At 43.3% G+C, this 23,639-nt stretch carries 27 protein-coding genes and 1 other annotated feature; all 27 genes read left to right on the top strand.

The features are described 5' to 3' along the window. Window positions 1–54 precede the first annotated feature (54 nt). The 27 genes from sigH to rpsQ all read left to right on the top strand — a co-directional run bounded on the left by sigH (window position 55) and on the right by rpsQ (window position 23,634). Window positions 55–714, top strand: coding sequence for an RNA polymerase sporulation sigma factor SigH (gene sigH, locus ACKA06_RS18595; RefSeq protein ID WP_052011214.1), 660 nt, complete (start codon window positions 55–57; stop codon window positions 712–714). Between the two features lie 73 nt (window positions 715–787). Next, window positions 788–934, top strand: coding sequence for a 50S ribosomal protein L33 (gene rpmG, locus ACKA06_RS18590; RefSeq protein ID WP_074440105.1), 147 nt, complete (start codon window positions 788–790; stop codon window positions 932–934). 48 nt (window positions 935–982) lie between these two features. Beyond that, on the top strand, window positions 983–1,162 hold the full coding sequence (secE, locus tag ACKA06_RS18585) for a preprotein translocase subunit SecE (protein WP_032085256.1): 180 nt from the start codon (window positions 983–985) through the stop codon (window positions 1,160–1,162). Window positions 1,163–1,503: 341 nt separating this feature from the next. Then, complete coding sequence (gene nusG, locus ACKA06_RS18580; RefSeq protein WP_032085257.1) at window positions 1,504–2,037, top strand: transcription termination/antitermination protein NusG; 534 nt, start codon at window positions 1,504–1,506, stop codon at window positions 2,035–2,037. A 177-nt stretch (window positions 2,038–2,214) separates the two neighbouring features. Continuing rightward, on the top strand, window positions 2,215–2,640 hold the full coding sequence (rplK, locus tag ACKA06_RS18575) for a 50S ribosomal protein L11 (protein WP_032085258.1): 426 nt from the start codon (window positions 2,215–2,217) through the stop codon (window positions 2,638–2,640). Window positions 2,641–2,769: 129 nt separating this feature from the next. Continuing rightward, entirely contained in the window at window positions 2,770–3,471 is a 702-nt protein-coding gene (gene rplA / locus ACKA06_RS18570; RefSeq protein ID WP_032085259.1) for a 50S ribosomal protein L1, read from the top strand. A gap of 51 nt (window positions 3,472–3,522) precedes the next feature. Further along, window positions 3,523–3,666, top strand: a sequence feature (ribosomal protein L10 leader region). A 42-nt stretch (window positions 3,667–3,708) separates the two neighbouring features. Further along, window positions 3,709–4,209 (top strand): 50S ribosomal protein L10, encoded by a 501-nt coding sequence (gene rplJ / locus ACKA06_RS18565; protein ID WP_032085260.1) that lies wholly within the window; start codon window positions 3,709–3,711, stop codon window positions 4,207–4,209. 58 nt (window positions 4,210–4,267) lie between these two features. Next, window positions 4,268–4,627: a 50S ribosomal protein L7/L12 gene (gene rplL / locus ACKA06_RS18560; RefSeq protein ID WP_032085261.1), complete on the top strand. Its 360-nt coding sequence runs from the start codon at window positions 4,268–4,270 to the stop codon at window positions 4,625–4,627. Window positions 4,628–4,930: 303 nt separating this feature from the next. Continuing rightward, window positions 4,931–5,539: a class I SAM-dependent methyltransferase gene (locus ACKA06_RS18555; protein WP_411160355.1), complete on the top strand. Its 609-nt coding sequence runs from the start codon at window positions 4,931–4,933 to the stop codon at window positions 5,537–5,539. Window positions 5,540–5,768: 229 nt separating this feature from the next. Next, complete coding sequence (gene rpoB, locus ACKA06_RS18550; RefSeq protein ID WP_032085263.1) at window positions 5,769–9,326, top strand: DNA-directed RNA polymerase subunit beta; 3,558 nt, start codon at window positions 5,769–5,771, stop codon at window positions 9,324–9,326. A 51-nt stretch (window positions 9,327–9,377) separates the two neighbouring features. Then, the gene (rpoC, locus tag ACKA06_RS18545) at window positions 9,378–12,977 is read left to right on the top strand and encodes a DNA-directed RNA polymerase subunit beta' (RefSeq protein WP_411160354.1); all 3,600 of its coding nucleotides are present in this window, start codon (window positions 9,378–9,380) and stop codon (window positions 12,975–12,977) included. Between the two features lie 149 nt (window positions 12,978–13,126). Next, entirely contained in the window at window positions 13,127–13,375 is a 249-nt protein-coding gene (locus ACKA06_RS18540) for a 50S ribosomal protein L7ae-like protein (RefSeq protein WP_032085265.1), read from the top strand. Window positions 13,376–13,473: 98 nt separating this feature from the next. Next, window positions 13,474–13,896 (top strand): 30S ribosomal protein S12, encoded by a 423-nt coding sequence (gene rpsL, locus ACKA06_RS18535; protein ID WP_032085266.1) that lies wholly within the window; start codon window positions 13,474–13,476, stop codon window positions 13,894–13,896. A gap of 44 nt (window positions 13,897–13,940) precedes the next feature. After that, a complete protein-coding gene (gene rpsG / locus ACKA06_RS18530; protein ID WP_032085267.1) occupies window positions 13,941–14,411 on the top strand; it encodes a 30S ribosomal protein S7 in 471 nt (156 codons plus the stop codon). Between the two features lie 49 nt (window positions 14,412–14,460). Further along, a complete protein-coding gene (gene fusA, locus ACKA06_RS18525; protein ID WP_198259121.1) occupies window positions 14,461–16,539 on the top strand; it encodes an elongation factor G in 2,079 nt (692 codons plus the stop codon). 130 nt (window positions 16,540–16,669) lie between these two features. Then, window positions 16,670–17,860 carry an elongation factor Tu gene (gene tuf / locus ACKA06_RS18520; protein ID WP_032085269.1) on the top strand — a complete coding sequence of 397 codons (1,191 nt, stop codon included), beginning with the start codon at window positions 16,670–16,672 and terminating at the stop codon, window positions 17,858–17,860. A gap of 724 nt (window positions 17,861–18,584) precedes the next feature. Further along, the gene (gene rpsJ, locus ACKA06_RS18515; protein ID WP_007085291.1) at window positions 18,585–18,893 is read left to right on the top strand and encodes a 30S ribosomal protein S10; all 309 of its coding nucleotides are present in this window, start codon (window positions 18,585–18,587) and stop codon (window positions 18,891–18,893) included. Between the two features lie 35 nt (window positions 18,894–18,928). Further along, on the top strand, window positions 18,929–19,561 hold the full coding sequence (gene rplC, locus ACKA06_RS18510) for a 50S ribosomal protein L3 (protein WP_032085270.1): 633 nt from the start codon (window positions 18,929–18,931) through the stop codon (window positions 19,559–19,561). A 30-nt stretch (window positions 19,562–19,591) separates the two neighbouring features. Then, window positions 19,592–20,215 carry a 50S ribosomal protein L4 gene (rplD, locus tag ACKA06_RS18505; RefSeq protein WP_032085271.1) on the top strand — a complete coding sequence of 208 codons (624 nt, stop codon included), beginning with the start codon at window positions 19,592–19,594 and terminating at the stop codon, window positions 20,213–20,215. Beyond that, window positions 20,215–20,499, top strand: coding sequence for a 50S ribosomal protein L23 (rplW, locus tag ACKA06_RS18500; RefSeq protein ID WP_411160353.1), 285 nt, complete (start codon window positions 20,215–20,217; stop codon window positions 20,497–20,499). Before rplD ends, rplW begins: the two co-directional genes overlap by 1 nt. Before the next feature lie 30 nt (window positions 20,500–20,529). Continuing rightward, complete coding sequence (gene rplB, locus ACKA06_RS18495; RefSeq protein WP_032085273.1) at window positions 20,530–21,360, top strand: 50S ribosomal protein L2; 831 nt, start codon at window positions 20,530–20,532, stop codon at window positions 21,358–21,360. A gap of 60 nt (window positions 21,361–21,420) precedes the next feature. Further along, window positions 21,421–21,699: a 30S ribosomal protein S19 gene (gene rpsS, locus ACKA06_RS18490; protein ID WP_032085274.1), complete on the top strand. Its 279-nt coding sequence runs from the start codon at window positions 21,421–21,423 to the stop codon at window positions 21,697–21,699. 19 nt (window positions 21,700–21,718) lie between these two features. Further along, on the top strand, window positions 21,719–22,060 hold the full coding sequence (gene rplV, locus ACKA06_RS18485) for a 50S ribosomal protein L22 (RefSeq protein ID WP_032085275.1): 342 nt from the start codon (window positions 21,719–21,721) through the stop codon (window positions 22,058–22,060). A 3-nt stretch (window positions 22,061–22,063) separates the two neighbouring features. Continuing rightward, on the top strand, window positions 22,064–22,720 hold the full coding sequence (gene rpsC, locus ACKA06_RS18480; protein ID WP_032085276.1) for a 30S ribosomal protein S3: 657 nt from the start codon (window positions 22,064–22,066) through the stop codon (window positions 22,718–22,720). A gap of 2 nt (window positions 22,721–22,722) precedes the next feature. Then, window positions 22,723–23,157 (top strand): 50S ribosomal protein L16, encoded by a 435-nt coding sequence (gene rplP, locus ACKA06_RS18475; RefSeq protein WP_032085277.1) that lies wholly within the window; start codon window positions 22,723–22,725, stop codon window positions 23,155–23,157. Beyond that, window positions 23,147–23,350 (top strand): 50S ribosomal protein L29, encoded by a 204-nt coding sequence (rpmC, locus tag ACKA06_RS18470; protein WP_032085278.1) that lies wholly within the window; start codon window positions 23,147–23,149, stop codon window positions 23,348–23,350. The genes rplP and rpmC overlap by 11 nt, the downstream gene beginning before the upstream one ends. A gap of 20 nt (window positions 23,351–23,370) precedes the next feature. Next, on the top strand, window positions 23,371–23,634 hold the full coding sequence (rpsQ, locus tag ACKA06_RS18465; protein WP_032085279.1) for a 30S ribosomal protein S17: 264 nt from the start codon (window positions 23,371–23,373) through the stop codon (window positions 23,632–23,634). Window positions 23,635–23,639 lie beyond the last annotated feature (5 nt).

Below are 23,639 nucleotides of genomic sequence, written 5' to 3'. Positions count from 1 at the left end.
CGATTGAATTTTCTGTAATGTATAATATTTCTATCTATTGTTTTGCTCGGGGGGATGTGTGTGAGCAATATCACCAAGAAGGATGCGATTGCCGGTCAATTTGAAAAGATGGATGATGAAGAAATCATAGAAGCGGTCCATCAGGGGAATAGTGAAGCCCTGGATTTCCTGATCAAAAAATATCGGAATTTTGTGAGAGCGAAAGCCCGCTCCTATTTTCTGATCGGGGCGGATAAGGAAGATATCGTCCAGGAAGGCATGATTGGTCTTTATAAAGCAATCCGTGACTATAAAGAGGACAAGCTTACCTCTTTCAAGGCATTTGCCGAACTATGCATCACGAGGCAAATCATCACGGCGATCAAGACGGCGACCCGACAGAAGCATATACCGCTCAATTCGTATGTATCACTGGACAAGCCCATTTATGATGATGAATCTGACAGGACGCTGCTGGATGTGATTTCAGGTACGAAAGTGATGAATCCCGAAGAATTGATCATTAATCGTGAAGAGTTCGATAACATGGAAGATAAGATGGCCCAGCTGCTCTCAGACCTTGAGAGGAAAGTCCTGGCACTTTATCTCGATGGACAATCCTATCAGGAAATTTCGGAAGAATTGAACCGTCATGTCAAATCGATTGATAACGCTTTACAGCGTGTGAAGCGGAAGCTTGAAAGATATCTTGAAGTACGGGAGATTACAATGTAATTGTGTTATTGACACAAATTGGTGCCCGTGTTATTTTTGATAGGACTTACTATGTGAATTTTAGGTGAATGATATGACTGCTAAACTAGTACTGGCCTGTTCGGTGTGCGGTTCCAGAAATTACAGTGTTCCAAGTAACCGCAATCAATCGGTGAGGCTGGAATTGAAGAAGTTCTGCAATACATGCAATGCTCACACCCTGCACAGAGAAACGAAATAGGCGGGTGGAAAGTCCTGCGTATTGATATAAGTTGGAGGTTACAAAAGGATGGTTAATTTCTTTCGCAATGTTGCATCAGAGATGAGAAAGGTCAGCTGGCCGAAACGTAAAGAATTAACGCGCTACACGATCACTGTTATCACGACGGTTGTATTCGTTGCTCTATTCTTTGCCGTCATCGATTTAGGCATTTCCGAATTGATGCGTCTGATCATCGGTTCTAAATAGGCTGTTTTCTATAAGGTTGTTGCTTTTAAATTTGCTTGCAGCCTGAATATAGCTTGTGGGCGTGCTCTTTTTGAACTCAAGTTCAAATGAAAGACGGACGGACAAGCCGTAGATACCCAAGTTCAGGCATTTACACGGGTGCAAAGCAATAAAGTATTCGAAATGAGCCCGATAGAAAGATAGAATTAGTTGTATATAACATGCCAAAGCATGGTATAATGAACATTAATAGAGTACATGACCTTTAAGCCCGTTCACTTTTACGGGTTTTTTCATTTGGAGAAAAAAGTCAGAGAGTATTCTTTAAATAGCGAGGAGGGACGGACGCTAAGTCCTATCAGATGGAGAAAAACTGGTATGTAGTCCATACTTATTCAGGATATGAGAACAAGGTCAAAGCGAACCTTGAGAAGCGTGTTGAATCAATGGGGATGCAGGATAAGATCTTCCGCGTACTCGTACCTGAAGAAGAAGAGACGGATATTAAGAACGGTAAGAAAAAAGTAGTGAAAAAGAAAGTATTCCCAGGCTATGTCATCGTTGAGATCGTCATGACGGATGATTCATGGTATGTAGTCCGCAATACCCCGGGAGTGACAGGTTTCGTCGGTTCAACAGGATCGGGATCAAAGCCTACGCCGCTGCTTCCGGAAGAAGCGACATATCTCTTGAAACAAATGGGTATGGCCGACAAGAAAGTTGAAATAGACTTCGAATTGGGTGAGACGGTAAAAGTGAACGAAGGGCCGTTTGCCAACTTCACAGGAACAATCGAAGAGATCGATTCGGCAAAATCAAAAGTGAAAGTCCATGTGAATATGTTCGGACGGGATACCCCGGTAGAACTTGATTTCTCTCAAATTGATAAATTATAATGGAAAAGAACTTGAAATCACTCAAAAAAAGTGATAATATTTCATAAGTCAGTGCGTCTCGACAAGAGATACTGAAACTAATAAACGTTCTTTATGTTTGATAAAGACATTTTTTACATTTGAGTGGGAGGGTGAAAAACCCAATAACCACATCACGGACTTAAGGAGGTGTGTCTCGTGGCTAAAAAAGTTATCAAAATGGTTAAATTGCAGATTCCTGCGGGTAAAGCTAATCCAGCTCCACCGGTTGGTCCTGCATTAGGTCAAGCAGGTGTTAACATCATGGGATTCTGTAAGGAATTCAATGCTCGTACAGCAGATCAAGCTGGCTTAATCATTCCTGTTGAAATCACGGTTTTTGAAGACCGTTCATTTACATTCATCACAAAAACTCCACCTGCTGCTGTTCTTCTTAAGAAAGCTGCTGGTATCGAGTCTGGTTCAGGCGAACCTAACAGCAAAAAAGTGGCAACACTTAAACGCGATAAAGTACGTGAAATTGCTGAAACAAAAATGCCTGACTTAAATGCAGCTAGCGTTGAATCAGCTATGCGCATGGTAGAAGGAACTGCGCGCAGCATGGGTATCGTCATCGAAGACTAATCCAGCTTCGCTCAATTGAATGTTCCTGTTGAACGAGGTTGCGATGATGAAATGTACTGTTTCACTCTCGCAACCTTATTTCGTGGGAGGTTATTCCGCTAAAACCACATCGAGGAGGAAATTTTAAAAATGGCTAAAAAAGGTAAAAAGTTTCTTGAAGCTCAAAAGCTTGTAGATCGTACTACAGCTTATTCAGTTGAAGAAGCAATCGAACTAGTTAAGAAAACAAACATCGCTAAGTTTGACGCAACTGTAGAAGTGGCGTTCCGCTTAGGTGTAGATACTCGTAAGAATGACCAGCAGATCCGTGGAGCAGTCGTGCTTCCTCACGGTACTGGTAAAACTCAAAAAGTCCTTGTATTCGCTAAAGGTGAAAAAGCAAAAGAAGCAGAAGCTGCTGGTGCTGACTACGTTGGCGATGCGGACATGATCAACAAAATCCAACAAGGATGGTTCGAGTTCGACGTAATCGTTGCAACTCCGGACATGATGGGTGAAGTTGGTAAGCTTGGACGCGTATTGGGACCTAAAGGCTTAATGCCAAACCCTAAAACTGGAACAGTTACTTTCGACGTCGAAAAAGCTGTTAACGAAATCAAAGCTGGTAAAGTAGAATACCGTGCTGACAAAGCTGGTAACGTACACGTTCCTGTTGGAAAGATCTCTTTCGACAGCGAAAAATTAGTTGAGAACTTCACAACTATGTACGACACAATGCTTAAAGCTAAACCTTCTGCAGCTAAAGGAACTTACATGAAGAACGTCGCTGTTACTTCAACTATGGGTCCTGGTGTTAAAGTTGATCCTTCAACTTTCGCAGTTAAGGCATAATTTGGTATTGACTTAACATGAACTAATCATTATAATTAGTTCTGTTGTTAAAAAACGAATACATTTGTACCGTAGACAGCTGGTGCTCCCCGGAGCTTAATTTCCCGCCGAGGTAATTGCGATAAAAAATGCGCCCTGTGCGTGTTAGCGATGCCCTTATGTCTACCTTGATATAAGGGCATTTTTTATTGGATGACGGTATAAATGTTCATCAGTCAATCTACAGGAGGTGTAATGATGAGCAGCATTCTAGAACAAAAGCAACACATCGTTGGAGAAATCTCTGACAAGCTAAAGAACAGTGTATCTACAATCATTGTAGATTACCGTGGCCTTGATGTTTCTGAAGTAACTGAGCTTCGTAAACAACTTCGTGACGCTGGCATCGACTTCAAAGTGTACAAAAACACTATGACTCGTCGTGCGGCAGCAGAAGCTGGTCTTGAAGGGTTAAACGAATTCCTAACTGGTCCAAACGCAATCGCGTTTAGTACGGAAGAAGTTGTAGCTCCTGCCAAGATCCTTAATAACTTCGCTAAAGATCACGAAGCACTTGAAATCAAAGCTGGTGTTATCGAAGGAACAATCACATCTGTTGAAGATGTTAAAGCTATCGCTGAACTTCCAAGCCGCGAAGGACTTCTTTCTATGCTACTCAGCGTGCTTCAAGCGCCAATGCGCAACTTCGCATTGGCAACAAAAGCCGTTGCAGACCAAAAAGAAGAACAAGGCGCGTAAGTTAAACAGAGTCGCTTAAATAATAAAAAGTACCAACACACTAAGGAGGAAATTTAAAATGAGTAAAGAGCAAATCATTGATGCGATTAAAGAAATGTCCGTTCTTGAACTGAACGATCTAGTAAAAGCTATCGAAGAAGAATTCGGAGTAACTGCTGCTGCACCTGTAGCTGTAGCTGGTGGCGGAGCAGAAGCTGCTGCTGAAAAAACTGAATTTGACGTTGTTCTTGAGAGCGCTGGTTCTCAAAAGATCAAAGTTATCAAAGTTGTTCGTGAAATCACAGGTCTTGGACTTAAAGAAGCGAAAGAACTTGTTGACAACACTCCAAAAGCTCTTAAAGAAGGCATTTCTAAAGAAGAAGCTGAAGAGCTTAAAGCTAAACTTGAAGAAGTTGGCGCTGGCGTAGAAGTTAAGTAATAACCGCATAGAAGAAAAGCTCGCTTTATAAGCGAGCTTTTTTCTTCTTTTGGTTATCACTTTATACTGCCGCTGTAGGTTTCCGTGCAAGACTTCGCTTTCCGCGGGCGGCTGGTGAGCCTCCTCGTATAAGGTAGGAACTGTCTAGCTGCAGGGCTTAGAGGCATATGTCATAAGCCCTTCCGCATTTCTATTAGGAGTCTTCGTCTTGCACGCCAACCAACAGCTGCTATTCACTTAAATTAATTGATGCAGGCTTAAACGCATTCTTACTTTAAGTACATGAAAGATGGAGGTGTAATAATGACTAATCACTACTATTCCAGTAAGCCGGAAGTGGAAAGTAATCCTCAAAGCATTCAATTTGAATTGCGCGGGCATTCCTTTCGGTTCAAGACGGATCAGGGAGTCTTTTCGAAAAAGGAAGTGGATTTCGGTTCAAGGACGTTGATCGAAAACTTCGTACTGCCGGAGACAAAAGGTGCATTGCTTGATGTCGGGTGCGGGTACGGACCGATCGGCCTTGCTTTGGCGAAAGATTTTGGTGACCGCATGATCCATATGGTCGATGTTAACGAAAGAGCCCTTTCGCTTGCGGGTGAAAACGCGAAAGCTAACGGCGTGGAAAACGTGAGCATCTACCAAAGCGACCGCTATCAAAATGTTATAGAGAAGGGCTTTGCGGCAATTCTTACAAATCCGCCTATCAGGGCGGGGAAAGAAACCGTTCATTCCATCCTTTCAGGAAGCTATGACCATCTGGCGGATAAAGGTGAATTATGGGTCGTTATTCAGAAGAAACAGGGTGCTCCATCCGCCATGGATAAAATGGAAGAATTGTTCTCGAATGTAGAAATTGCTGCAAGAAAAAAAGGTTACTTCATTCTGAGATCGGTAAAAGAAATCCGTTGACGTAGCTAATCTGCTATGATAACATTATAAAATGCAAAAATATTATTTTCCGGTATTGTGTCCATATGTATACATATTGGATAAATTGGAAAAGATTATAAAATAATAGTTCGTCATATGAAAATGAGGTTTTATCATTAAAACCCTTTTTCTTTTTGTCTTGGGCAGAGTGCATTCTGTCTTAGACATATAGACACAACCAAAACGCTTGATTTGAGGGGTGAATCAGTTGACAGGTCAACTAGTTCAGTATGGACGACACCGCCAACGCAGAAGTTTTGCGCGTATCAGTGAAGTTTTAGAATTGCCGAATTTAATCGAAATTCAAACTTCCTCGTATCAATGGTTTCTTGATGAGGGGTTAAGAGAAATGTTCCGTGACATTTCTCCGATTGAGGACTTCACTGGTAATCTCTCTTTGGAATTTATTGATTATAGTCTGGGAGAGCCAAAGTACTCGGTGGAAGAATCAAAGGAAAGAGATGTAACTTACTCTGCGCCGCTTAGGGTGAAAGTCCGTCTTGTGAATAAGGAAACTGGAGAAGTGAAAGATCAAGACGTATTTATGGGTGACTTCCCGCTTATGACAGATACAGGTACTTTTGTCATTAACGGAGCTGAACGTGTAATCGTTTCTCAGCTTGTACGTTCACCTAGTGTGTACTTCAGCGGAAAAGTAGATAAGAACGGAAAGAAAGGGTTTACTGCTACCGTTATACCAAACCGCGGAGCTTGGCTTGAGTATGAAACAGATGCAAAAGATGTTGTTTATGTGCGAATTGATCGAACTCGCAAACTGCCGGTAACGGTTCTTTTACGTGCCCTTGGGTTTGGCTCTGATCAAGAAATCATCGATCTGGTCGGTGACAATGAGTACATTCGTAACACGCTCGAGAAAGACAATACGGAAGGTATCGACAAAGCATTGCTCGAAATCTACGAGCGTCTGCGTCCGGGAGAACCTCCTACAGTAGAAAATGCTAAAAGTTTACTCGTTTCACGTTTCTTTGATCCAAAGCGTTATGACTTGGCAAACGTTGGACGTTATAAGATGAATAAAAAGCTTCACATTAAGAACCGTTTATTCGGTCAGACTCTAGCAGAAACTCTTGCAGATCCGGAAACGGGCGAGATTCTTGCAGAGAAGGGCACGGTTCTGGACCGTCGTACTCTAGACAAAGTCATCCCTTATTTAGAAGAAGGTATCGGCTTCAAGACTTATCAGCAGTCCGGCGGAGTGTTGGAGGATGATGTGACTCTCCAATCTATCAAAATCTACTCTCCTAATGAAGAAGGAGAACAAGAGATTAATGTAATCAGCAACGCGTATGTAGAAGAGGAAGTCAAATACATCACACCTGCTGACATCATTTCATCCATCTCTTATTTCTTCAATTTATTGCATGGAGTAGGATTTACAGATGATATCGATCACCTGGGCAACCGTCGTTTACGTTCGGTTGGCGAATTGCTTCAGAACCAGTTCCGTATCGGTCTTTCCCGTATGGAGCGTGTCGTTCGTGAAAGAATGTCCATCCAGGATACGAATACGATCACTCCTCAGCAGCTGATCAACATTCGTCCGGTTATCGCATCGATGAAAGAATTCTTTGGAAGCTCACAGCTTTCTCAATTCATGGACCAGACGAACCCGCTTGCGGAATTGACGCATAAGCGCCGTCTGTCAGCACTCGGACCTGGTGGTCTTACTCGTGAACGTGCCGGATTCGAAGTGCGTGACGTTCACTATTCCCACTACGGCCGTATGTGTCCGATCGAAACACCAGAGGGTCCGAACATCGGACTGATCAACTCACTTTCTTCATTTGCGAAAGTGAATAAATTCGGTTTCATCGAAACACCTTACCGCCGTGTAGATCCTGATACGGGCAAAGTTACCGACCGTATCGATTACTTAACGGCAGATGAAGAAGATAACTATGTAGTGGCACAGGCGAACGCACGTCTGGGCGACGACGGTTCATTCCTTGATGAGGAAGTAATCGCGCGTTTCCGCGGTGAGAACACGGCTATGAGACGTGACCGCATCGACTACATGGATGTATCTCCTAAACAAGTAGTATCAGCTGCGACAGCATGTATTCCTTTCTTGGAAAACGATGACTCCAACCGTGCCCTGATGGGAGCGAACATGCAGCGTCAGGCAGTGCCTCTTTTAAATCCTGAATCACCGCTTGTCGGAACCGGTATGGAACACGTATCGGCTAAAGATTCCGGAGCTGCAGTCATCTGTAAGTATGAAGGTATTGTCGAAAAAGTTGAGGCGAAACAAGTTTGGGTCCGCCGTGTGAAAGAAATTGACGGTCAGGAAGTAAAAGGTGACCTAGATAAGTATCGTATGCAAAAATATATCCGTTCCAACCAGGGAACCTGCTACAACCAACGTCCGATCGTAAGTGAAGGCGACCGCGTAGTGAAAGGTGAAATCCTTGCTGACGGTCCTTCAATGGAGAAAGGCGAATTAGCCTTGGGACGCAACGTAATGGTTGGTTTCATGACATGGGACGGTTACAACTATGAAGATGCGATCATCATGAGTGAGCGTCTTGTGAAAGACGATGTCTATACTTCCATCCATATTGAAGAATATGAGTCTGAGTCCCGTGATACGAAGCTCGGACCGGAAGAGATCACACGTGATATCCCGAACGTCGGGGAAGATGCTTTGCGAAACCTTGACGAACGCGGGATCATCCGCATCGGTGCAGAAGTAAAAGATGGCGACTTGCTTGTTGGTAAAGTAACGCCTAAAGGTGTAACGGAGCTGACAGCTGAAGAACGCTTACTACATGCGATCTTTGGTGAGAAAGCCCGTGAAGTAAGGGATACTTCCCTGCGCGTGCCTCACGGCGGCGGCGGGATCATCCTTGATGTCAAAGTCTTCAACCGTGAAGACGGCGATGAACTGCCTCCTGGTGTAAACCAGCTTGTCCGTGTCTACATCGTTCAGAAGCGTAAGATTTCTGAAGGTGACAAGATGGCCGGACGACATGGTAACAAGGGTGTTATCTCTAAGATTCTGCCTGAAGAAGATATGCCTTATCTTCCTGACGGCACACCGATCGATATCATGCTTAACCCGCTTGGGGTTCCATCACGTATGAACATCGGTCAGGTGCTTGAGCTTCACCTTGGTATGGCAGCAAGATATCTTGGCATCCATGTCGCTTCACCTGTATTTGATGGAGCGCGTGAGGAAGATGTCTGGGATACGATCGAAGAAGCAGGTATGGCACGCGATGCCAAAACCGTTCTTTACGACGGAAGAACTGGTGAACCGTTTGATAACCGTGTGTCGGTTGGAATCATGTACATGATCAAACTTGCCCACATGGTCGATGACAAGCTTCACGCTCGTTCTACCGGTCCTTACTCACTTGTTACGCAGCAGCCGCTGGGCGGTAAAGCTCAATTCGGCGGACAGCGTTTCGGTGAGATGGAGGTTTGGGCACTTGAAGCATACGGTGCCGCTTATACACTGCAAGAAATCCTTACCGTTAAATCCGATGACGTTGTCGGCCGTGTGAAAACATACGAAGCAATCGTCAAAGGTGAAAACGTGCCTGAGCCTGGGGTTCCGGAATCGTTCAAGGTTCTGATCAAAGAGCTTCAAAGTTTAGGTATGGATGTTAAGATCCTTTCAAGCACAGAAGAAGAGATTGAAATGCGTGACTTGGAAGACGAAGAAGAAGTACAACAAGCCGACACGCTGAATATATCTGAGTCTAATGAGCAAGAATCCGAGACAGTAGGGTCAAAGGAATAAATTTAGAGCAATTAGGGTTAGAGCCTGTAGATTAAAAGGGAGGTAGGCCCCTTGCTAGATGTAAATAACTTTGAGTATATGAAAATTGGTTTAGCTTCCCCCGATAAGATCCGTTCGTGGTCTTACGGGGAAGTCAAAAAACCGGAAACCATCAACTATCGTACTTTAAAGCCGGAAAAAGACGGCTTGTTCTGTGAACGTATTTTCGGTCCTACAAAGGACTGGGAATGCCACTGTGGTAAATACAAGCGCGTACGTTATAAAGGCGTTGTTTGTGACCGCTGTGGTGTTGAAGTAACAAAAGCGAAAGTCCGCCGTGAACGCATGGGTCACATCGAACTTGCCGCTCCCGTTTCACATATCTGGTACTTCAAAGGAATCCCAAGCCGTATGGGTCTTGTTTTGGACATGTCCCCTCGTGCTTTGGAAGAAGTCATTTACTTCGCTTCCTATGTAGTAACAGAACCTGGTGATACTGCTCTTGAGAAAAAGCAGCTGCTTTCTGAAAAAGAGTACCGTGCTTACCGTGAGAAATATGGAGTGAAGTTCCAGGCGGCAATGGGTGCAGAAGCGATCAAAAAACTCCTTCAGGATATCGATCTTGACAAAGAAGCCGATTTCTTGAAAGAAGAGCTGAAAACAGCGCAAGGTCAGCGACGCACACGTGCCATCAAGCGTCTTGAAGTGGTCGAGTCATTCAGGAATTCAGGAAATGATCCTGACTGGATGATCCTTGATGTACTTCCTGTCATCCCTCCTGAGCTTCGTCCTATGGTTCAGCTGGATGGGGGACGTTTTGCAACATCTGATTTGAACGACTTATATCGTCGTGTCATCAACCGTAACAACCGTTTAAAACGTTTATTAGATCTTGGTGCCCCAAGCATCATCGTGCAGAATGAGAAGCGTATGCTTCAAGAAGCAGTAGACGCTCTGATCGATAACGGCCGCCGCGGACGTCCGGTAACAGGACCAGGTAACCGTCCATTGAAATCTCTTTCTCACATGCTTAAAGGGAAGCAGGGACGTTTCCGTCAAAACCTTCTTGGTAAGCGTGTTGACTATTCAGGCCGTTCTGTAATCGTTGTTGGTCCTAACCTGAAAATGTACCAATGTGGTCTTCCAAAAGAAATGGCACTTGAATTATTCAAGCCATTCGTCATGAAAGAACTCGTTGAAAAAGGATTGGCTCACAACATCAAGAGTGCAAAACGCAAAATTGAACGCGTGCAGCCGGAAGTATGGGATGTTTTAGAAGAGGTAATCAAAGAACACCCTGTTCTATTGAACCGTGCACCTACCCTTCACAGACTTGGTATTCAAGCCTTTGAACCAACTCTTGTCGAAGGCCGTGCGATCCGTCTTCACCCGCTCGTATGTACTGCATACAATGCGGACTTTGACGGTGACCAAATGGCGGTCCACGTACCGTTGTCTTCTGAAGCACAGGCTGAAGCGCGCATGCTTATGCTTGCCGCTCAGAACATCCTGAATCCTAAAGACGGTAAACCTGTTGTTACACCATCACAGGATATGGTACTGGGTAACTATTACCTTACTCTTGAACGTGAAGATGCTGTCGGCGAAGGCATGGTCTTCTCTGATGCAAATGAAGTACTGCTTGCTTATCAAAATGGATATGTACACTTGCATACACGTATTGGAATCAATGCAGGAACACTTCATAACAAGACGTTCACTGAAAAGCAAAACAGCCAAATGCTATTAACGACGGTTGGTAAAGTAATCTTCAATGAAATCTTGCCGGACTCCTTCCCGTTCATTAATGAACCGACAAAGACGAACCTGGAAGAAGTAACTCCAGAACATTACTTTGTAGAGCCTGGTACAGACATCAAAGAAGAATTCAAAAACCGTGAGTTGATCAATCCGTTCAAAAAAGGTTTCTTAGGAAACATCATTGCAGAAGTATTCAAGAAGTTTGCGATCACCGAAACTTCAAGAATGCTCGATAAAATGAAAGACTTAGGATTCAAATATTCTTCGAAAGCAGGTATTACCGTTGGTATCGCCGACATCGTGGTATTGGCTGAAAAAGAACAGATCCTGGTTGAAGCACAAAGTAAAGTAGACAACGTATTGAAGCAATTCAAACGTGGTCTGATTACAGAAGATGAGAGATACGACCGTGTCATCTCGATCTGGAGTGCTGCGAAAGATACGATCCAAGGTAAGCTGATGGCTACACTTGATAAACGCAACCCGATCTTCATGATGAGTGACTCAGGTGCCCGTGGTAACGCATCTAACTTCACTCAGCTTGCCGGTATGCGTGGTCTGATGGCCAACCCGGCTGGACGTATCATTGAATTACCGATCAAATCAAGTTTCCGTGAAGGTCTGACGGTTCTTGAGTACTTTATTTCTACCCACGGTGCGCGTAAAGGTCTTGCCGATACAGCACTGAAAACAGCTGACTCAGGTTACCTGACTCGTCGTCTTGTTGATGTGGCACAGGATGTTATCGTACGTGAAGAAGACTGTGGAACTGACAGAGGTCTGTTAGTAGGTTCCATTAAAGAAGGCACAGAAATCATCGAGCCTCTTGAAGAGCGCCTGCTTGGCCGTTACTCACGTAAAACATTGCGTCACCCTGAAACGGATGAGATTCTCGTCGATGAAAATCAGCTGATCAATGAAGACTTGGCGAAGTCCATCGTAGATGCGGGCGTTGAACACGTTTCGATCCGTTCTGCATTCACATGTAACACCCGCCACGGTGTATGTGAGAAATGTTATGGAACAAACCTTGCTACTGGTCAAAAAGTAGAAGTGGGAGAAGCAGTCGGTATCATCGCTGCACAATCCATCGGGGAACCTGGTACACAGCTTACAATGCGTACATTCCATACCGGTGGTGTTGCAGGGGACGATATCACCCAAGGTTTACCGCGTATCCAAGAGATCTTCGAAGCGCGTAACCCTAAAGGTCAGGCTGTCATCTCTGAAATGGACGGTGTCATTACTTCCATCGGTGAAGGAAAAGACCGTCAATATGAAATCACTGTCCAAGGTGATGTCGAAACAAGAAGCTATACAGCTCCTTATACAGCTCGCCTCAAGTTCGGTGTCAACGATAAAGTTGCCCGCGGACAAGAGCTTACTGAAGGTTCGATCGATCCGAAAGAATTACTTAAAGTACGTGACGTATCTGCCGTTCAAGAATACTTGCTGCGCGAAGTACAAAAAGTATATCGTATGCAAGGGGTTGAAATCGGCGATAAGCACGTAGAAGTAATGGTTCGTCAAATGCTTCGAAAAGTTCGCGTGATCGACGCTGGTGAAACTGAGGTACTTCCGGGTACTCTTATGGACATTCATCAGTTCAGAGATGCGAATGAAAAAGCATTACTTGATGGAAGCATCCCGGCAACAGGCAGACCTGTATTGCTCGGAATCACAAAAGCTTCCCTTGAGACGGATTCCTTCTTATCTGCAGCTTCATTCCAAGAAACAACCCGCGTGTTGACGGATGCTGCAATTAAAGGAAAACGCGATGAGCTTCTAGGATTGAAAGAAAATGTTATCATCGGTAAACTGGTTCCTGCTGGTACAGGTATGCAGCGTTACCGCAAGGCAGAACCTGTCCTCGCCGAAGAAAACACGGAAGAGACAGTGACTGTAGAGTAATAAAATAAGGCTAACTCTCAGGGGATATTTCATCTTTCTGAGAGTTAGCTTTTATAAATCTTTTATTTCGATGTTGACATTGAAAATTTAAGATGATAATATATTCAAGGTTGCTCCTATTAATAACCTGCTACTTTGGAGGATATGAAATGTCTTATGAAAAAGTATCACAGGCGCAAGAAATTATTGTAGGGACAAAGCAAGCAGTGAAAGCTCTGAAGAATGGTCATGTACTGGAAGTTGTCGTCGCGGAAGATGCTGATCCGAGGGTGATAGCGAAAGTAGTGCAGGCCGCTGAAGATCTTGAAGTACCGGTTAACAAAGTGGATTCTATGAAGAAGCTTGGGAAATCGTGCGGAATAGATGTTGGAGCAGCAGCTGTTGCGATTATACAGTAAAATAGTTTTTGTAGACGACTCTGCAAAAACTTTACTTTTACCCAAAAATGATCCACCTGGATGTGTGGGCTTACCAAGTAAGAAGGGAGGAAAACATAATGCCAACTATTAACCAATTAGTTCGCAAGCCTCGTCAGTCAAAATCTACAAAGTCTAAGTCACCAGCACTTAACAAAGGTTACAACAGCTTTAAGAAAGTGCACACTAACTTGTCTTCTCCACAAAAACGTGGTGTTTGTACTCGTGTAGGTACTATGACTCCAAAGAAACCGAACTCCGCGCTTCGTAAATATGCACGTGTTCGTTTGACTAATGGAATCGAGGTTACTGCTTACATTCCTGGTATCGGACACAACCTTCAAGAGCACAGTGTCGTGCTTATCCGTGGAGGACGTGTAAAGGATTTACCGGGGGTACGTTATCATATCGTACGTGGTGCGCTTGATACAGCTGGAGTTGAAGGCCGTATGCAAGGACGTTCTAAATACGGAACTAAGCGCCCTAAAGCAGCTAAAAAATAATCGACAAATCATAAATTCATTTCTCGTTGAAAGGAGGAAATCACATGCCACGTAAAGGTCCTGTAGCAAAAAGAGACGTTTTACCTGATCCTATGTACAATTCTAAATTAGTTACCCGTTTAATCAACAAAATCATGATTGACGGTAAAAGAGGTAAAGCTCAAAAGAAATTATACTCTGCGTTTGATATCATCAGCGAGCGTTCTGGGAAAGATGCAATGGAAGTATTCGATGCAGCTTTGAAAAATATCATGCCGGTATTGGAAGTAAAAGCTCGTCGTGTTGGTGGTTCAAACTACCAAGTACCAGTTGAGGTCCGCCCTGAGCGCCGTACTACACTAGGTCTTCGTTGGTTAGTAAACTATTCCCGTCTTCGCGGTGAGAAGACAATGGAAGAGCGTTTAGCTAACGAAATCCTTGATGCAGCTAACAACACTGGTGCTTCTGTTAAGAAGCGTGAAGATACACACAAGATGGCTGAAGCGAACAAAGCGTTTGCTCACTATCGCTGGTAATCTTTAATTTCAATCAAATCACACCCATATAAGGAAGGAGAAAGACCACATGCCAAGAGAGTTCTCCTTAGAAAACACTCGTAATATCGGTATCATGGCACACATCGATGCCGGTAAAACAACTGCAACTGAGCGTATCCTATTTTACACTGGTCGTATCCATAAAATTGGAGAAACTCACGAAGGTGCTTCTCAAATGGACTGGATGGAGCAGGAGCAAGAACGTGGAATCACGATCACATCTGCTGCGACAACAGCTCAATGGAAAGGCCATCGTATCAACATCATCGATACACCTGGACACGTAGACTTCACTGTTGAAGTTGAACGTTCACTTCGTGTACTTGATGGTGCAGTAGCAGTTCTTGATGCTCAATCTGGTGTTGAGCCTCAAACTGAAACAGTTTGGCGCCAAGCAACAACTTACGGGGTTCCCCGTGTTGTGTTCGTAAACAAAATGGACAAAATCGGTGCTGACTTCCTTTACTCTGTAAAAACTCTTCATGAGCGTTTACAAGCGAATGCACACCCAATTCAGCTTCCAATCGGTGCTGAAGATGATTTCGAAGGTATCATCGACCTAGTGGAAATGAAAGCTTACTTCTACGAAGATGACCTTGGAACTCGTGCAGAAGCTCGTGAAATTCCTGATGAGTACAAAGATCAAGCTGAAGAATACCGCGGAAAGTTAATTGAAGCAGTTTCTGAACTTGATGAAGAGCTAATGATGAAATACCTAGAAGGCGAAGAGCTTACAAATGATGAGCTTAAAGCTGCTATCCGTACAGCAACTCTAACTGTTGAGTTCTATCCGGTAGTATGTGGATCTGCCTTCAAAAACAAAGGGGTTCAATTACTAATTGACTCAGTTATCGATTATCTTCCAGCACCAACTGATGTTGAAGATATCAAAGGCTTTGTTCCTGAAACAGAAGAAGAAGTAACTCGTCCATCTTCAGACGATGCTCCATTCTCTGCTTTGGCGTTCAAAGTTGCAACTGACCCTTATGTTGGTAAATTAACATTCTTCCGTGTGTACTCTGGTATCTTAGAGTCAGGTTCATACGTAAGAAACTCTTCAAAAGGCAAGCGTGAACGTGTAGGACGTATCCTTCAAATGCACGCTAACTCCCGTGAAGAGATCTCAAGCGTTTACGCTGGGGATATCGCAGCAGCAGTTGGTCTTAAAGATACAAGTACTGGAGATACACTATGTGATGAAAAGAATCTTGTCATTCTTGAATCTATGGTCTTCCCAGAGCCTGTTATCTCTCTATCTGTTGAGCCTAAATCCAAGGCTGACCAAGATAAAATGACTACTGCACTGCAAAAACTTCAAGAGGAAGATCCTACATTCCGCGCTCACACTGACCAGGAAACTGGACAGGTTATCATCGCGGGTATGGGTGAGCTTCACTTAGATATCATCGTTGACCGTATGAAACGTGAATTCAAAGTAGAAGCAAACGTTGGTGCTCCTCAAGTATCTTACCGTGAGACTTTCCGTGATACGGCTAAAGTTGAAGGTAAGTTCGCTCGTCAATCTGGTGGACGTGGACAATTCGGACACGTTTGGATCGAATTCGCGCCTAACGAAGAAGGTAAAGGATTCGAATTCGAGAATGGTATCGTCGGTGGTGTAGTTCCACGTGAATACATCCCTGCAGTACAAGCCGGCCTTGAAGATGCACTTGAAAATGGTGTACTTGCTGGTTTCCCACTTGTTGATGTTAAAGCAAGATTATTCGATGGATCATACCATGATGTTGACTCCTCTGAAATGGCGTTTAAGATCGCTGCTTCAATGGCACTTAAGAATGCCGCTTCTAAATGTAAGCCGGTAATCCTTGAGCCAATGATGAAGGTAGAGGTTGTTATCCCTGAGGAATACCTCGGAGATATCATGGGTGACGTCACTTCCCGTCGTGGACGTGTAGAAGGTATGGAAGCACGCGGTAACGCACAAGTCGTTAAAGCGTTCGTACCTCTATCTGAAATGTTTGGTTACGCTACGTCACTTCGTTCTAACACACAAGGGCGCGGAACGTACTCCATGCACTTCGATCACTACGAAGAAGTACCTAAATCGATTTCTGAAGAAATCATCAAAAAAAATAAAGGTGAATAATTGATTTATTCATTTTTATAAAGTATAACTACTATTGTAAGCTAGTACATTTTCAGGGGTGGAGCAATCCACTTCTGAAAATAACCAAACAATATACTTATTTCTTTTAAAATTAAAGGAGGATTTTCAAATGGGTAAGGAAAAATTTGATCGTTCCAAGCAACATGCGAATATCGGTACAATCGGTCACGTTGACCATGGTAAAACTACTTTAACTGCTGCAATCACAACTACACTTCACAAGAAGTATGGTCGTGGAACTGCAATGGCTTATGACCAAATCGATGGTGCACCAGAAGAAAGAGAACGTGGTATCACAATCTCTACTGCACACGTTGAGTACGAAACTGACACTCGTCACTATGCACACGTTGACTGCCCAGGACACGCTGACTATGTTAAAAACATGATCACTGGTGCTGCGCAAATGGACGGCGGAATCCTAGTAGTATCTGCTGCTGATGGTCCAATGCCACAAACTCGTGAGCACATCCTTCTTTCTCGTCAAGTAGGTGTACCTTACCTAGTTGTATTCATGAACAAATGTGACATGGTAGACGACGAAGAGCTACTTGAACTAGTAGAAATGGAAGTACGTGACCTTCTTTCTGAGTACGATTTCCCTGGAGATGACGTACCAGTGATCAAAGGTTCTGCTCTTAAAGCTCTAGAAGGAGATCCTGAGTGGGAAGCGAAAATCTTCGAACTTATGGAAGCTGTTGACAGCTACATCCCGACTCCAGAGCGTGACACTGACAAGCCATTCATGATGCCAGTTGAGGACGTATTCTCAATCACTGGTCGTGGTACAGTTGCTACTGGTCGTGTTGAGCGTGGACAAGTTAAAGTCGGTGACGAAATCGAAATCATCGGTATCTCTGAAGAGTCTAAAAAGACTACTGTTACAGGTGTAGAAATGTTCCGTAAGCTTCTTGACTATGCTGAAGCTGGAGACAACATCGGTGCGCTGCTTCGTGGTGTATCCCGTGACGATATCCAACGTGGACAAGTACTTGCTAAGCCAGGTACAATCACTCCACACACAAAGTTCAAAGCAGAAGTTTATGTTCTTTCTAAAGAAGAAGGTGGACGTCACACTCCATTCTTCTCTAACTACCGTCCTCAGTTCTACTTCCGTACAACTGACGTAACTGGTATCTGTAACCTTCCTGAAGGCGTAGAAATGGTTATGCCTGGCGACAACATCGAAATGACTGTTGAGCTAATCGCGCCAATCGCGATCGAAGAAGGTACTAAGTTCTCTATCCGTGAGGGTGGACGTACTGTAGGTGCTGGAGTAGTAGCTACAATCACTGAGTAATATTGATTTTTCAAAAGCAGGCGGGCATTTTGTCCGCCTGCTTTTTTATATTTAAGTTTTATTGTGGACTAAATATGCAGGGGGTCTGAAAGGAGTATTAGTTAAAATGAAAAGTTAGAGAAAGAAAATACATAAAGCTGCTGAAATTTGTTTCTCGATCAATGACAATACAAGTTTTACAGTTGTGTACGACCCTTTATAAAATTTTACGTTCCAATTTCAAGATTTATGATCCTAATCTGGGATTTACATTCCTAATATCAAAAATACGTTCCTATTTTCCGATTTATAATCTTCTAAGAACAATTGTAATGAAACCTAACTTGAACTGGAACTACTCAAAAAATCATCCACTACTCATTGTCACCAGTCAAACCGCATTAAAAATTCACGTAAAAACCGACTTTCTTCTATATAAGTAACCCACCAAAATACAAAAACAAATCCTCAAACCCATCACCCATTATTAAATATTATGAAAACTTCCCATACCCTTGATATTCACCTACCCACTTTGTATAATAGAGAAAGTGTGCGAAACATATAGATTCTGCAAGAAACCCTTGCATCTTCTAGGTGTTTTAGTTATAATAGACAATGTTGGTCTTTGACTGCGATGAAATGGAAGGTTGCTGACACACCCGGCCGCTTTGCCATGGCGAGTGTGTGGGAAATTTCCATGGAGAATGTCTATTCAAAAATAGGCGAAAAAGGAGGGAAAATAATGGCAAAACAAAAGATTCGTATCCGTTTAAAGGCTTATGATCACAGAATTCTTGATCAATCAGCTGAGAAAATTGTTGAAACAGCAAAACGTTCAGGTGCGGCGGTTTCAGGACCGATCCCACTACCGACTGAAAAATCTGTTTACACAATCTTGCGTGCTGTGCACAAATACAAAGATTCTCGTGAGCAATTCGAAATGCGTACACACAAACGCTTAATCGACATTGTGAACCCAACACCACAAACAGTTGATGCGCTAATGCGTTTAGACTTACCATCTGGTGTAGATATCGAAATCAAACTTTAATTTTATAAAAACAACATTAACAGGAGGTGTGACTTATGACCAAAGGAATCTTAGGAAGAAAGATTGGTATGACTCAAGTTTTTGCTGAAAACGGTGATCTTATCCCGGTAACAGTTATCGAAGCTGCTCAAAACGTTGTTCTTCAAAAGAAAACTACTGAAGTTGATGGCTATGAAGCGATCCAAGTAGGTTTCGAAGACAAACGCGACAAGCTTTCTAACAAACCGTCGAAAGGCCACGTTGCTAAAGCTGAAACTGCTCCTAAGCGCTTCATCCGTGAAATCCGCGGTGTAAACGTAGAAGAGTACGAAGTTGGTCAAGAAGTCAAAGTTGATATTTTCGCTGCAGGCGATGTAGTAGATGTAACAGGAGTTTCAAAAGGGAAAGGTTTCCAAGGTGCTATCAAGCGTCATAACCAATCTCGCGGACCTATGTCTCACGGTTCTCGTTATCACCGTCGTCCTGGTTCAATGGGTCCTGTCGATCCGAACCGCGTATTCAAAGGTAAATTACTACCTGGGCGCATGGGTGGAGAACAAATCACGATTCAAAACCTTGAAATCGTAAAAGTGGATGCAGAACGCAACCTTATCTTGGTAAAAGGTAATGTACCTGGACCTAAGAAACAACTTATCAAAGTAAAAACAGCTGTCAAAGCAGCTAAATAATAGAACTTCTCAGGAAAGGAGGAAACAAGAATGCCGAAAGTAGCATTATTTAACCAAACAGGTTCTAAAGTTGGTGATATCGAACTTAATGATTCTGTATTTGGTATCGAACCAAACAAGCATGTACTGTTCGAAGCAGTATTAATGCAAAGAGCTTCTTTACGTCAAGGAAATCATAAAGTAAAAAATCGTTCTGAAGTACGTGGCGGTGGGCGCAAGCCTTGGCGTCAAAAGGGAACAGGTCGTGCTCGTCAAGGGTCAATCCGTTCTCCACAATGGCGCGGCGGTGGTACTGTATTTGGACCAGTTCCACGCAGCTACAGCTATAAATTACCTAAGAAAGTTCGTCGCTTAGCGATCAAATCTGCTCTTTCTTCTAAAGTAGTGGAAGAGAACATCTTAGTATTAGAAGCATTATCATTTGATGCTCCAAAAACAAAAGAATTTGCTAACGTTCTTAAAGGTCTTTCAATTAACGCTAAAACATTAGTCGTAACTGACGGTCTTGACGAAAACGTAGCACTTTCAGCTCGTAACATCCCTGGTGTGACTGTTGTTCCTGCAGATGGAATCAGCGTTCTAGATGTATTAGGACACGACAAACTAGTGATGACTAAAACAGCTGTCGAAAAAGTAGAGGAGGTGCTTGCATAATGGATGTACGTGAAATCATTAAGCGCCCCGTAATCACAGAAGCTTCTACAGATCTTATGTCTGAGAAAAAGTACACGTTCGAAGTTGATACTAGAGCGAACAAAACTCAAGTTAAAGATGCTGTCGAAGAAATCTTTGACGTTAAAGTAGATAAAGTCAACATCATGAACTACAAAGGTAAGTTCAAGCGTATGGGTAAACACGTTGGTTACACTAACAAGCGTCGTAAAGCAATCGTTAAACTTACTGCTGATAGTAAAGAAATCGAATTCTTTGAAGTATAATTCACTTAATTAAGAAGAGGAGGGAAAAACATGGCGATTAAAAAGTACAAACCTACCTCTAATGGTCGTCGCGGTATGACTTCATCTGATTTCGCTGAAATCACTACGGATTCTCCGGAAAAGTCACTTTTAGCACCCCTGCATAAAAAGGGTGGCCGTAACAACCAAGGTAAGTTAACAGTTCGTCATCAAGGCGGCGGTCATAAGCGTCAATACCGTATCATCGACTTCAAGCGTGATAAAGATGGTATACCTGGACGCGTTGCTACGGTCGAATACGATCCAAACCGCTCTGCAAATATTGCACTAATCAATTACGCTGATGGAGAAAAGCGTTACATCCTTGCACCTAAGTCAATCGAAGTAGGTATGGAAGTAATGTCTGGACCAGAAGCAGATATCAAAACAGGTAATGCGTTACCACTTATCAACATTCCTGTTGGTACAGTAGTACACAATATCGAACTTAAACCAGGTAAAGGTGGTCAGCTGGTACGTTCTGCTGGTACATCTGCACAAGTACTTGGTAAAGAAGGTAAATACGTTCTTGTACGCCTTAACTCTGGTGAGACTCGTATGATCCTTTCTGCTTGCCGCGCTACAGTAGGTCAAGTTGGAAACGAACAGCACGAACTTATCAACATCGGTAAAGCAGGACGTTCTCGCTGGTTAGGTAAGCGCCCAACAGTTCGTGGTTCTGTTATGAACCCTAACGATCACCCACACGGTGGTGGTGAAGGACGTGCGCCAATCGGACGTAAGTCACCAATGTCTCCATGGGGCAAACCTACTCTTGGATACAAGACACGTAAGAAGAACAACAAATCTGATAAATTTATTGTGCGTCGTCGCAAAAAATAACGGGATTGAACTACGGTTCGTTCACAGAGCCGTAGCACAATCACGAAGGGAGGTTCAAACATGGGTCGTAGCTTAAAAAAGGGACCTTTTGTTGATGATCATTTAATGACAAAGATCGAAAAATTGAACGAAACTGAAGGCAAACAAGTTGTTAAGACTTGGTCTCGCCGTTCAACGATCTTCCCAGCATTCATCGGTCACACTATCGCAGTTTACGATGGTCGTAAACATGTACCTGTATACGTCACTGAAGACATGGTAGGACACAAGCTTGGTGAATTTGCACCATCTCGTACTTACAAAGGTCATGGCAGTGATGATAAGAAAACAAGACGCTAATTGAGAGGAGGGTATCCTAATGCAAGCAAAAGCTGTTGCTAGAACAGTACGTATTGCTCCTCGTAAAGTACGTTTAGTCATCGATCTAATCCGAGGTAAGCAAGTTGGAGAAGCAGTTGCGATTCTTAAGCACACGCCTAAGGCAGCTTCACCAGTCGTTGAAAAAGTACTTAAATCTGCTATCGCAAACGCAGAGCATAACTATGACATGGATATTAACAGCCTGATCGTAACTGAGGCTTATGTAAATGAAGGACCAACACTTAAACGTTTCCGTCCACGTGCGATGGGTCGTGCAAGTCAAATCAACAAACGTACAAGTCACATTACACTTGTAGTATCAGAAAAGAAGGAGGGATAATCCGTGGGTCAAAAAGTACATCCGGTCGGACTTCGTGTCGGTATAATTCGTGATTGGGAGTCTAAATGGTACGCAGACAAAGATTACGCTACACTTTTACACGAAGACTTAAAAGTACGTGAATATATTGCAAAACGTTTAGTAGACGCATCTGTTTCTAAAGTAGAAATCGAACGCGCTGCAAACCGTATCAACATTACTGTTCATACAGCAAAACCTGGTATGGTTATCGGTAAAGGTGGTACTGAAGTTGAAGCTCTTCGTAAAGCACTTAACGAACTTACTTCAAAACGTGTACACATCAATATCGTTGAAATCAAGAGAGCTGACGTTGATGCTAAATTAGTAGCAGAAAACATTGCTCGCCAACTGGAAAACCGTGTTTCATTCCGTCGTGCTCAAAAGCAAGCCATCCAACGTGCGATGCGTGCTGGTGCAAAAGGAATCAAAACACAAGTATCTGGTCGTCTTGGCGGAGCTGACATCGCTCGTGCTGAACATTACAGTGAAGGTACTGTTCCACTTCATACTCTTCGCGCTGACATTGATTATGCTCACGCAGAAGCTGACACAACTTACGGTAAGCTTGGTGTTAAAGTATGGATCTACCGTGGAGAAGTTCTTCCTACAAGAAAGAAATCTGAGGAAGGAGGCAAATAATTATGTTATTACCTAAACGCGTTAAACATCGTCGCGAACACCGTGGTAAAATGCGTGGTCGTGCTAAAGGCGGTCAGGAAGTTGCGTTCGGTGAATACGGTCTTCAAGCTACTGAAGCTTCTTGGATCACAAACCGTCAAATCGAATCAGCTCGTATCGCTATGACTCGTTACATGAAACGTGGCGGTAAAGTATGGATTAAAATCTTCCCTCATAAACCTTACACTGCTAAACCTCTAGAAGTACGTATGGGTTCTGGTAAAGGGGCTCCAGAAGGTTGGGTAGCAGTAGTTAAGCCTGGAAAAATCATGTTTGAAGTAGCTGGTGTTTCTGAAGAGGTTGCTCGTGAAGCTCTTCGTCTTGCAGCACACAAACTTCCTGTTAAATGCAAGTTTGTAAAACGAGAAGAAATTGGTGGTGAATCAAATGAAAACTAATGAAATTCGTGACCTAACCACTGCCGAAATTGAACAAAAAGTAAAAACTCTGAAAGAAGAGTTATTTAACCTTCGCTTCCAACTTGCGACTGGCCAACTTGAAAACACAGCCCGCATCCGTGAAGTCCGCAAAGGGATCGCTCGTATGAAAACTGTAATCCGTGAAAGAGAGATCGGGGTTAACAATCGATAAATGAGAGGAGGTTTGCTTAAATGAGTGACCGCAACCAACGTAAGGTTTACACTGGCCGTGTTGTTTCCGACAAAATGGATAAAACAGTAACGGTTATGGTAGAAACTTATAAAAAGCATTCTCTATACGGCAAGCGCGTAAAGTACTCTAAGAAGTTCAAAACTCATGATGAGAACAACGAAGCAAAAGTAGGCGATATCGTACGTATCATGGAGACTCGTCCACTATCTGCTACGAAACGTTTCCGTTTAGTAGAAGTTGTTGAAAAAGCAGTTATTATCTAATATAT

The organism is Rossellomorea oryzaecorticis (assembly GCF_045897515.1).
In the GTDB taxonomy this organism is placed as follows: Bacteria; Bacillota; Bacilli; order Bacillales; family Bacillaceae_B; genus Rossellomorea; species Rossellomorea enclensis.
Note: the sequence above shows the minus strand (reverse complement) of the source record. Positions and strands in the feature narration are given on the sequence as shown.

What these genes read in the sequence shown, in the direction of transcription:
- sigH (WP_052011214.1), top strand. Translation starts at nt 55, where the DNA reads ATGTGTGTGAGCAATATCACCAAGAAGGATGCGATTGCCGGTCAATTT.
- rpmG (WP_074440105.1), top strand. Translation starts at nt 788, where the DNA reads ATGACTGCTAAACTAGTACTGGCCTGTTCGGTGTGCGGTTCCAGAAAT.
- secE (WP_032085256.1), top strand. Translation starts at nt 983, where the DNA reads ATGGTTAATTTCTTTCGCAATGTTGCATCAGAGATGAGAAAGGTCAGC.
- nusG (WP_032085257.1), top strand. Translation starts at nt 1,504, where the DNA reads ATGGAGAAAAACTGGTATGTAGTCCATACTTATTCAGGATATGAGAAC.
- rplA (WP_032085259.1), top strand. Translation starts at nt 2,770, where the DNA reads ATGGCTAAAAAAGGTAAAAAGTTTCTTGAAGCTCAAAAGCTTGTAGAT.
- rplJ (WP_032085260.1), top strand. Translation starts at nt 3,709, where the DNA reads ATGAGCAGCATTCTAGAACAAAAGCAACACATCGTTGGAGAAATCTCT.
- rplL (WP_032085261.1), top strand. Translation starts at nt 4,268, where the DNA reads ATGAGTAAAGAGCAAATCATTGATGCGATTAAAGAAATGTCCGTTCTT.
- ACKA06_RS18555 (WP_411160355.1), top strand. Translation starts at nt 4,931, where the DNA reads ATGACTAATCACTACTATTCCAGTAAGCCGGAAGTGGAAAGTAATCCT.
- ACKA06_RS18540 (WP_032085265.1), top strand. Translation starts at nt 13,127, where the DNA reads ATGTCTTATGAAAAAGTATCACAGGCGCAAGAAATTATTGTAGGGACA.
- rpsL (WP_032085266.1), top strand. Translation starts at nt 13,474, where the DNA reads ATGCCAACTATTAACCAATTAGTTCGCAAGCCTCGTCAGTCAAAATCT.
- rpsG (WP_032085267.1), top strand. Translation starts at nt 13,941, where the DNA reads ATGCCACGTAAAGGTCCTGTAGCAAAAAGAGACGTTTTACCTGATCCT.
- fusA (WP_198259121.1), top strand. Translation starts at nt 14,461, where the DNA reads ATGCCAAGAGAGTTCTCCTTAGAAAACACTCGTAATATCGGTATCATG.
- tuf (WP_032085269.1), top strand. Translation starts at nt 16,670, where the DNA reads ATGGGTAAGGAAAAATTTGATCGTTCCAAGCAACATGCGAATATCGGT.
- rpsJ (WP_007085291.1), top strand. Translation starts at nt 18,585, where the DNA reads ATGGCAAAACAAAAGATTCGTATCCGTTTAAAGGCTTATGATCACAGA.
- rplC (WP_032085270.1), top strand. Translation starts at nt 18,929, where the DNA reads ATGACCAAAGGAATCTTAGGAAGAAAGATTGGTATGACTCAAGTTTTT.
- rplD (WP_032085271.1), top strand. Translation starts at nt 19,592, where the DNA reads ATGCCGAAAGTAGCATTATTTAACCAAACAGGTTCTAAAGTTGGTGAT.
- rplW (WP_411160353.1), top strand. Translation starts at nt 20,215, where the DNA reads ATGGATGTACGTGAAATCATTAAGCGCCCCGTAATCACAGAAGCTTCT.
- rplB (WP_032085273.1), top strand. Translation starts at nt 20,530, where the DNA reads ATGGCGATTAAAAAGTACAAACCTACCTCTAATGGTCGTCGCGGTATG.
- rpsS (WP_032085274.1), top strand. Translation starts at nt 21,421, where the DNA reads ATGGGTCGTAGCTTAAAAAAGGGACCTTTTGTTGATGATCATTTAATG.
- rplV (WP_032085275.1), top strand. Translation starts at nt 21,719, where the DNA reads ATGCAAGCAAAAGCTGTTGCTAGAACAGTACGTATTGCTCCTCGTAAA.
- rplP (WP_032085277.1), top strand. Translation starts at nt 22,723, where the DNA reads ATGTTATTACCTAAACGCGTTAAACATCGTCGCGAACACCGTGGTAAA.
- rpmC (WP_032085278.1), top strand. Translation starts at nt 23,147, where the DNA reads ATGAAAACTAATGAAATTCGTGACCTAACCACTGCCGAAATTGAACAA.
- rpsQ (WP_032085279.1), top strand. Translation starts at nt 23,371, where the DNA reads ATGAGTGACCGCAACCAACGTAAGGTTTACACTGGCCGTGTTGTTTCC.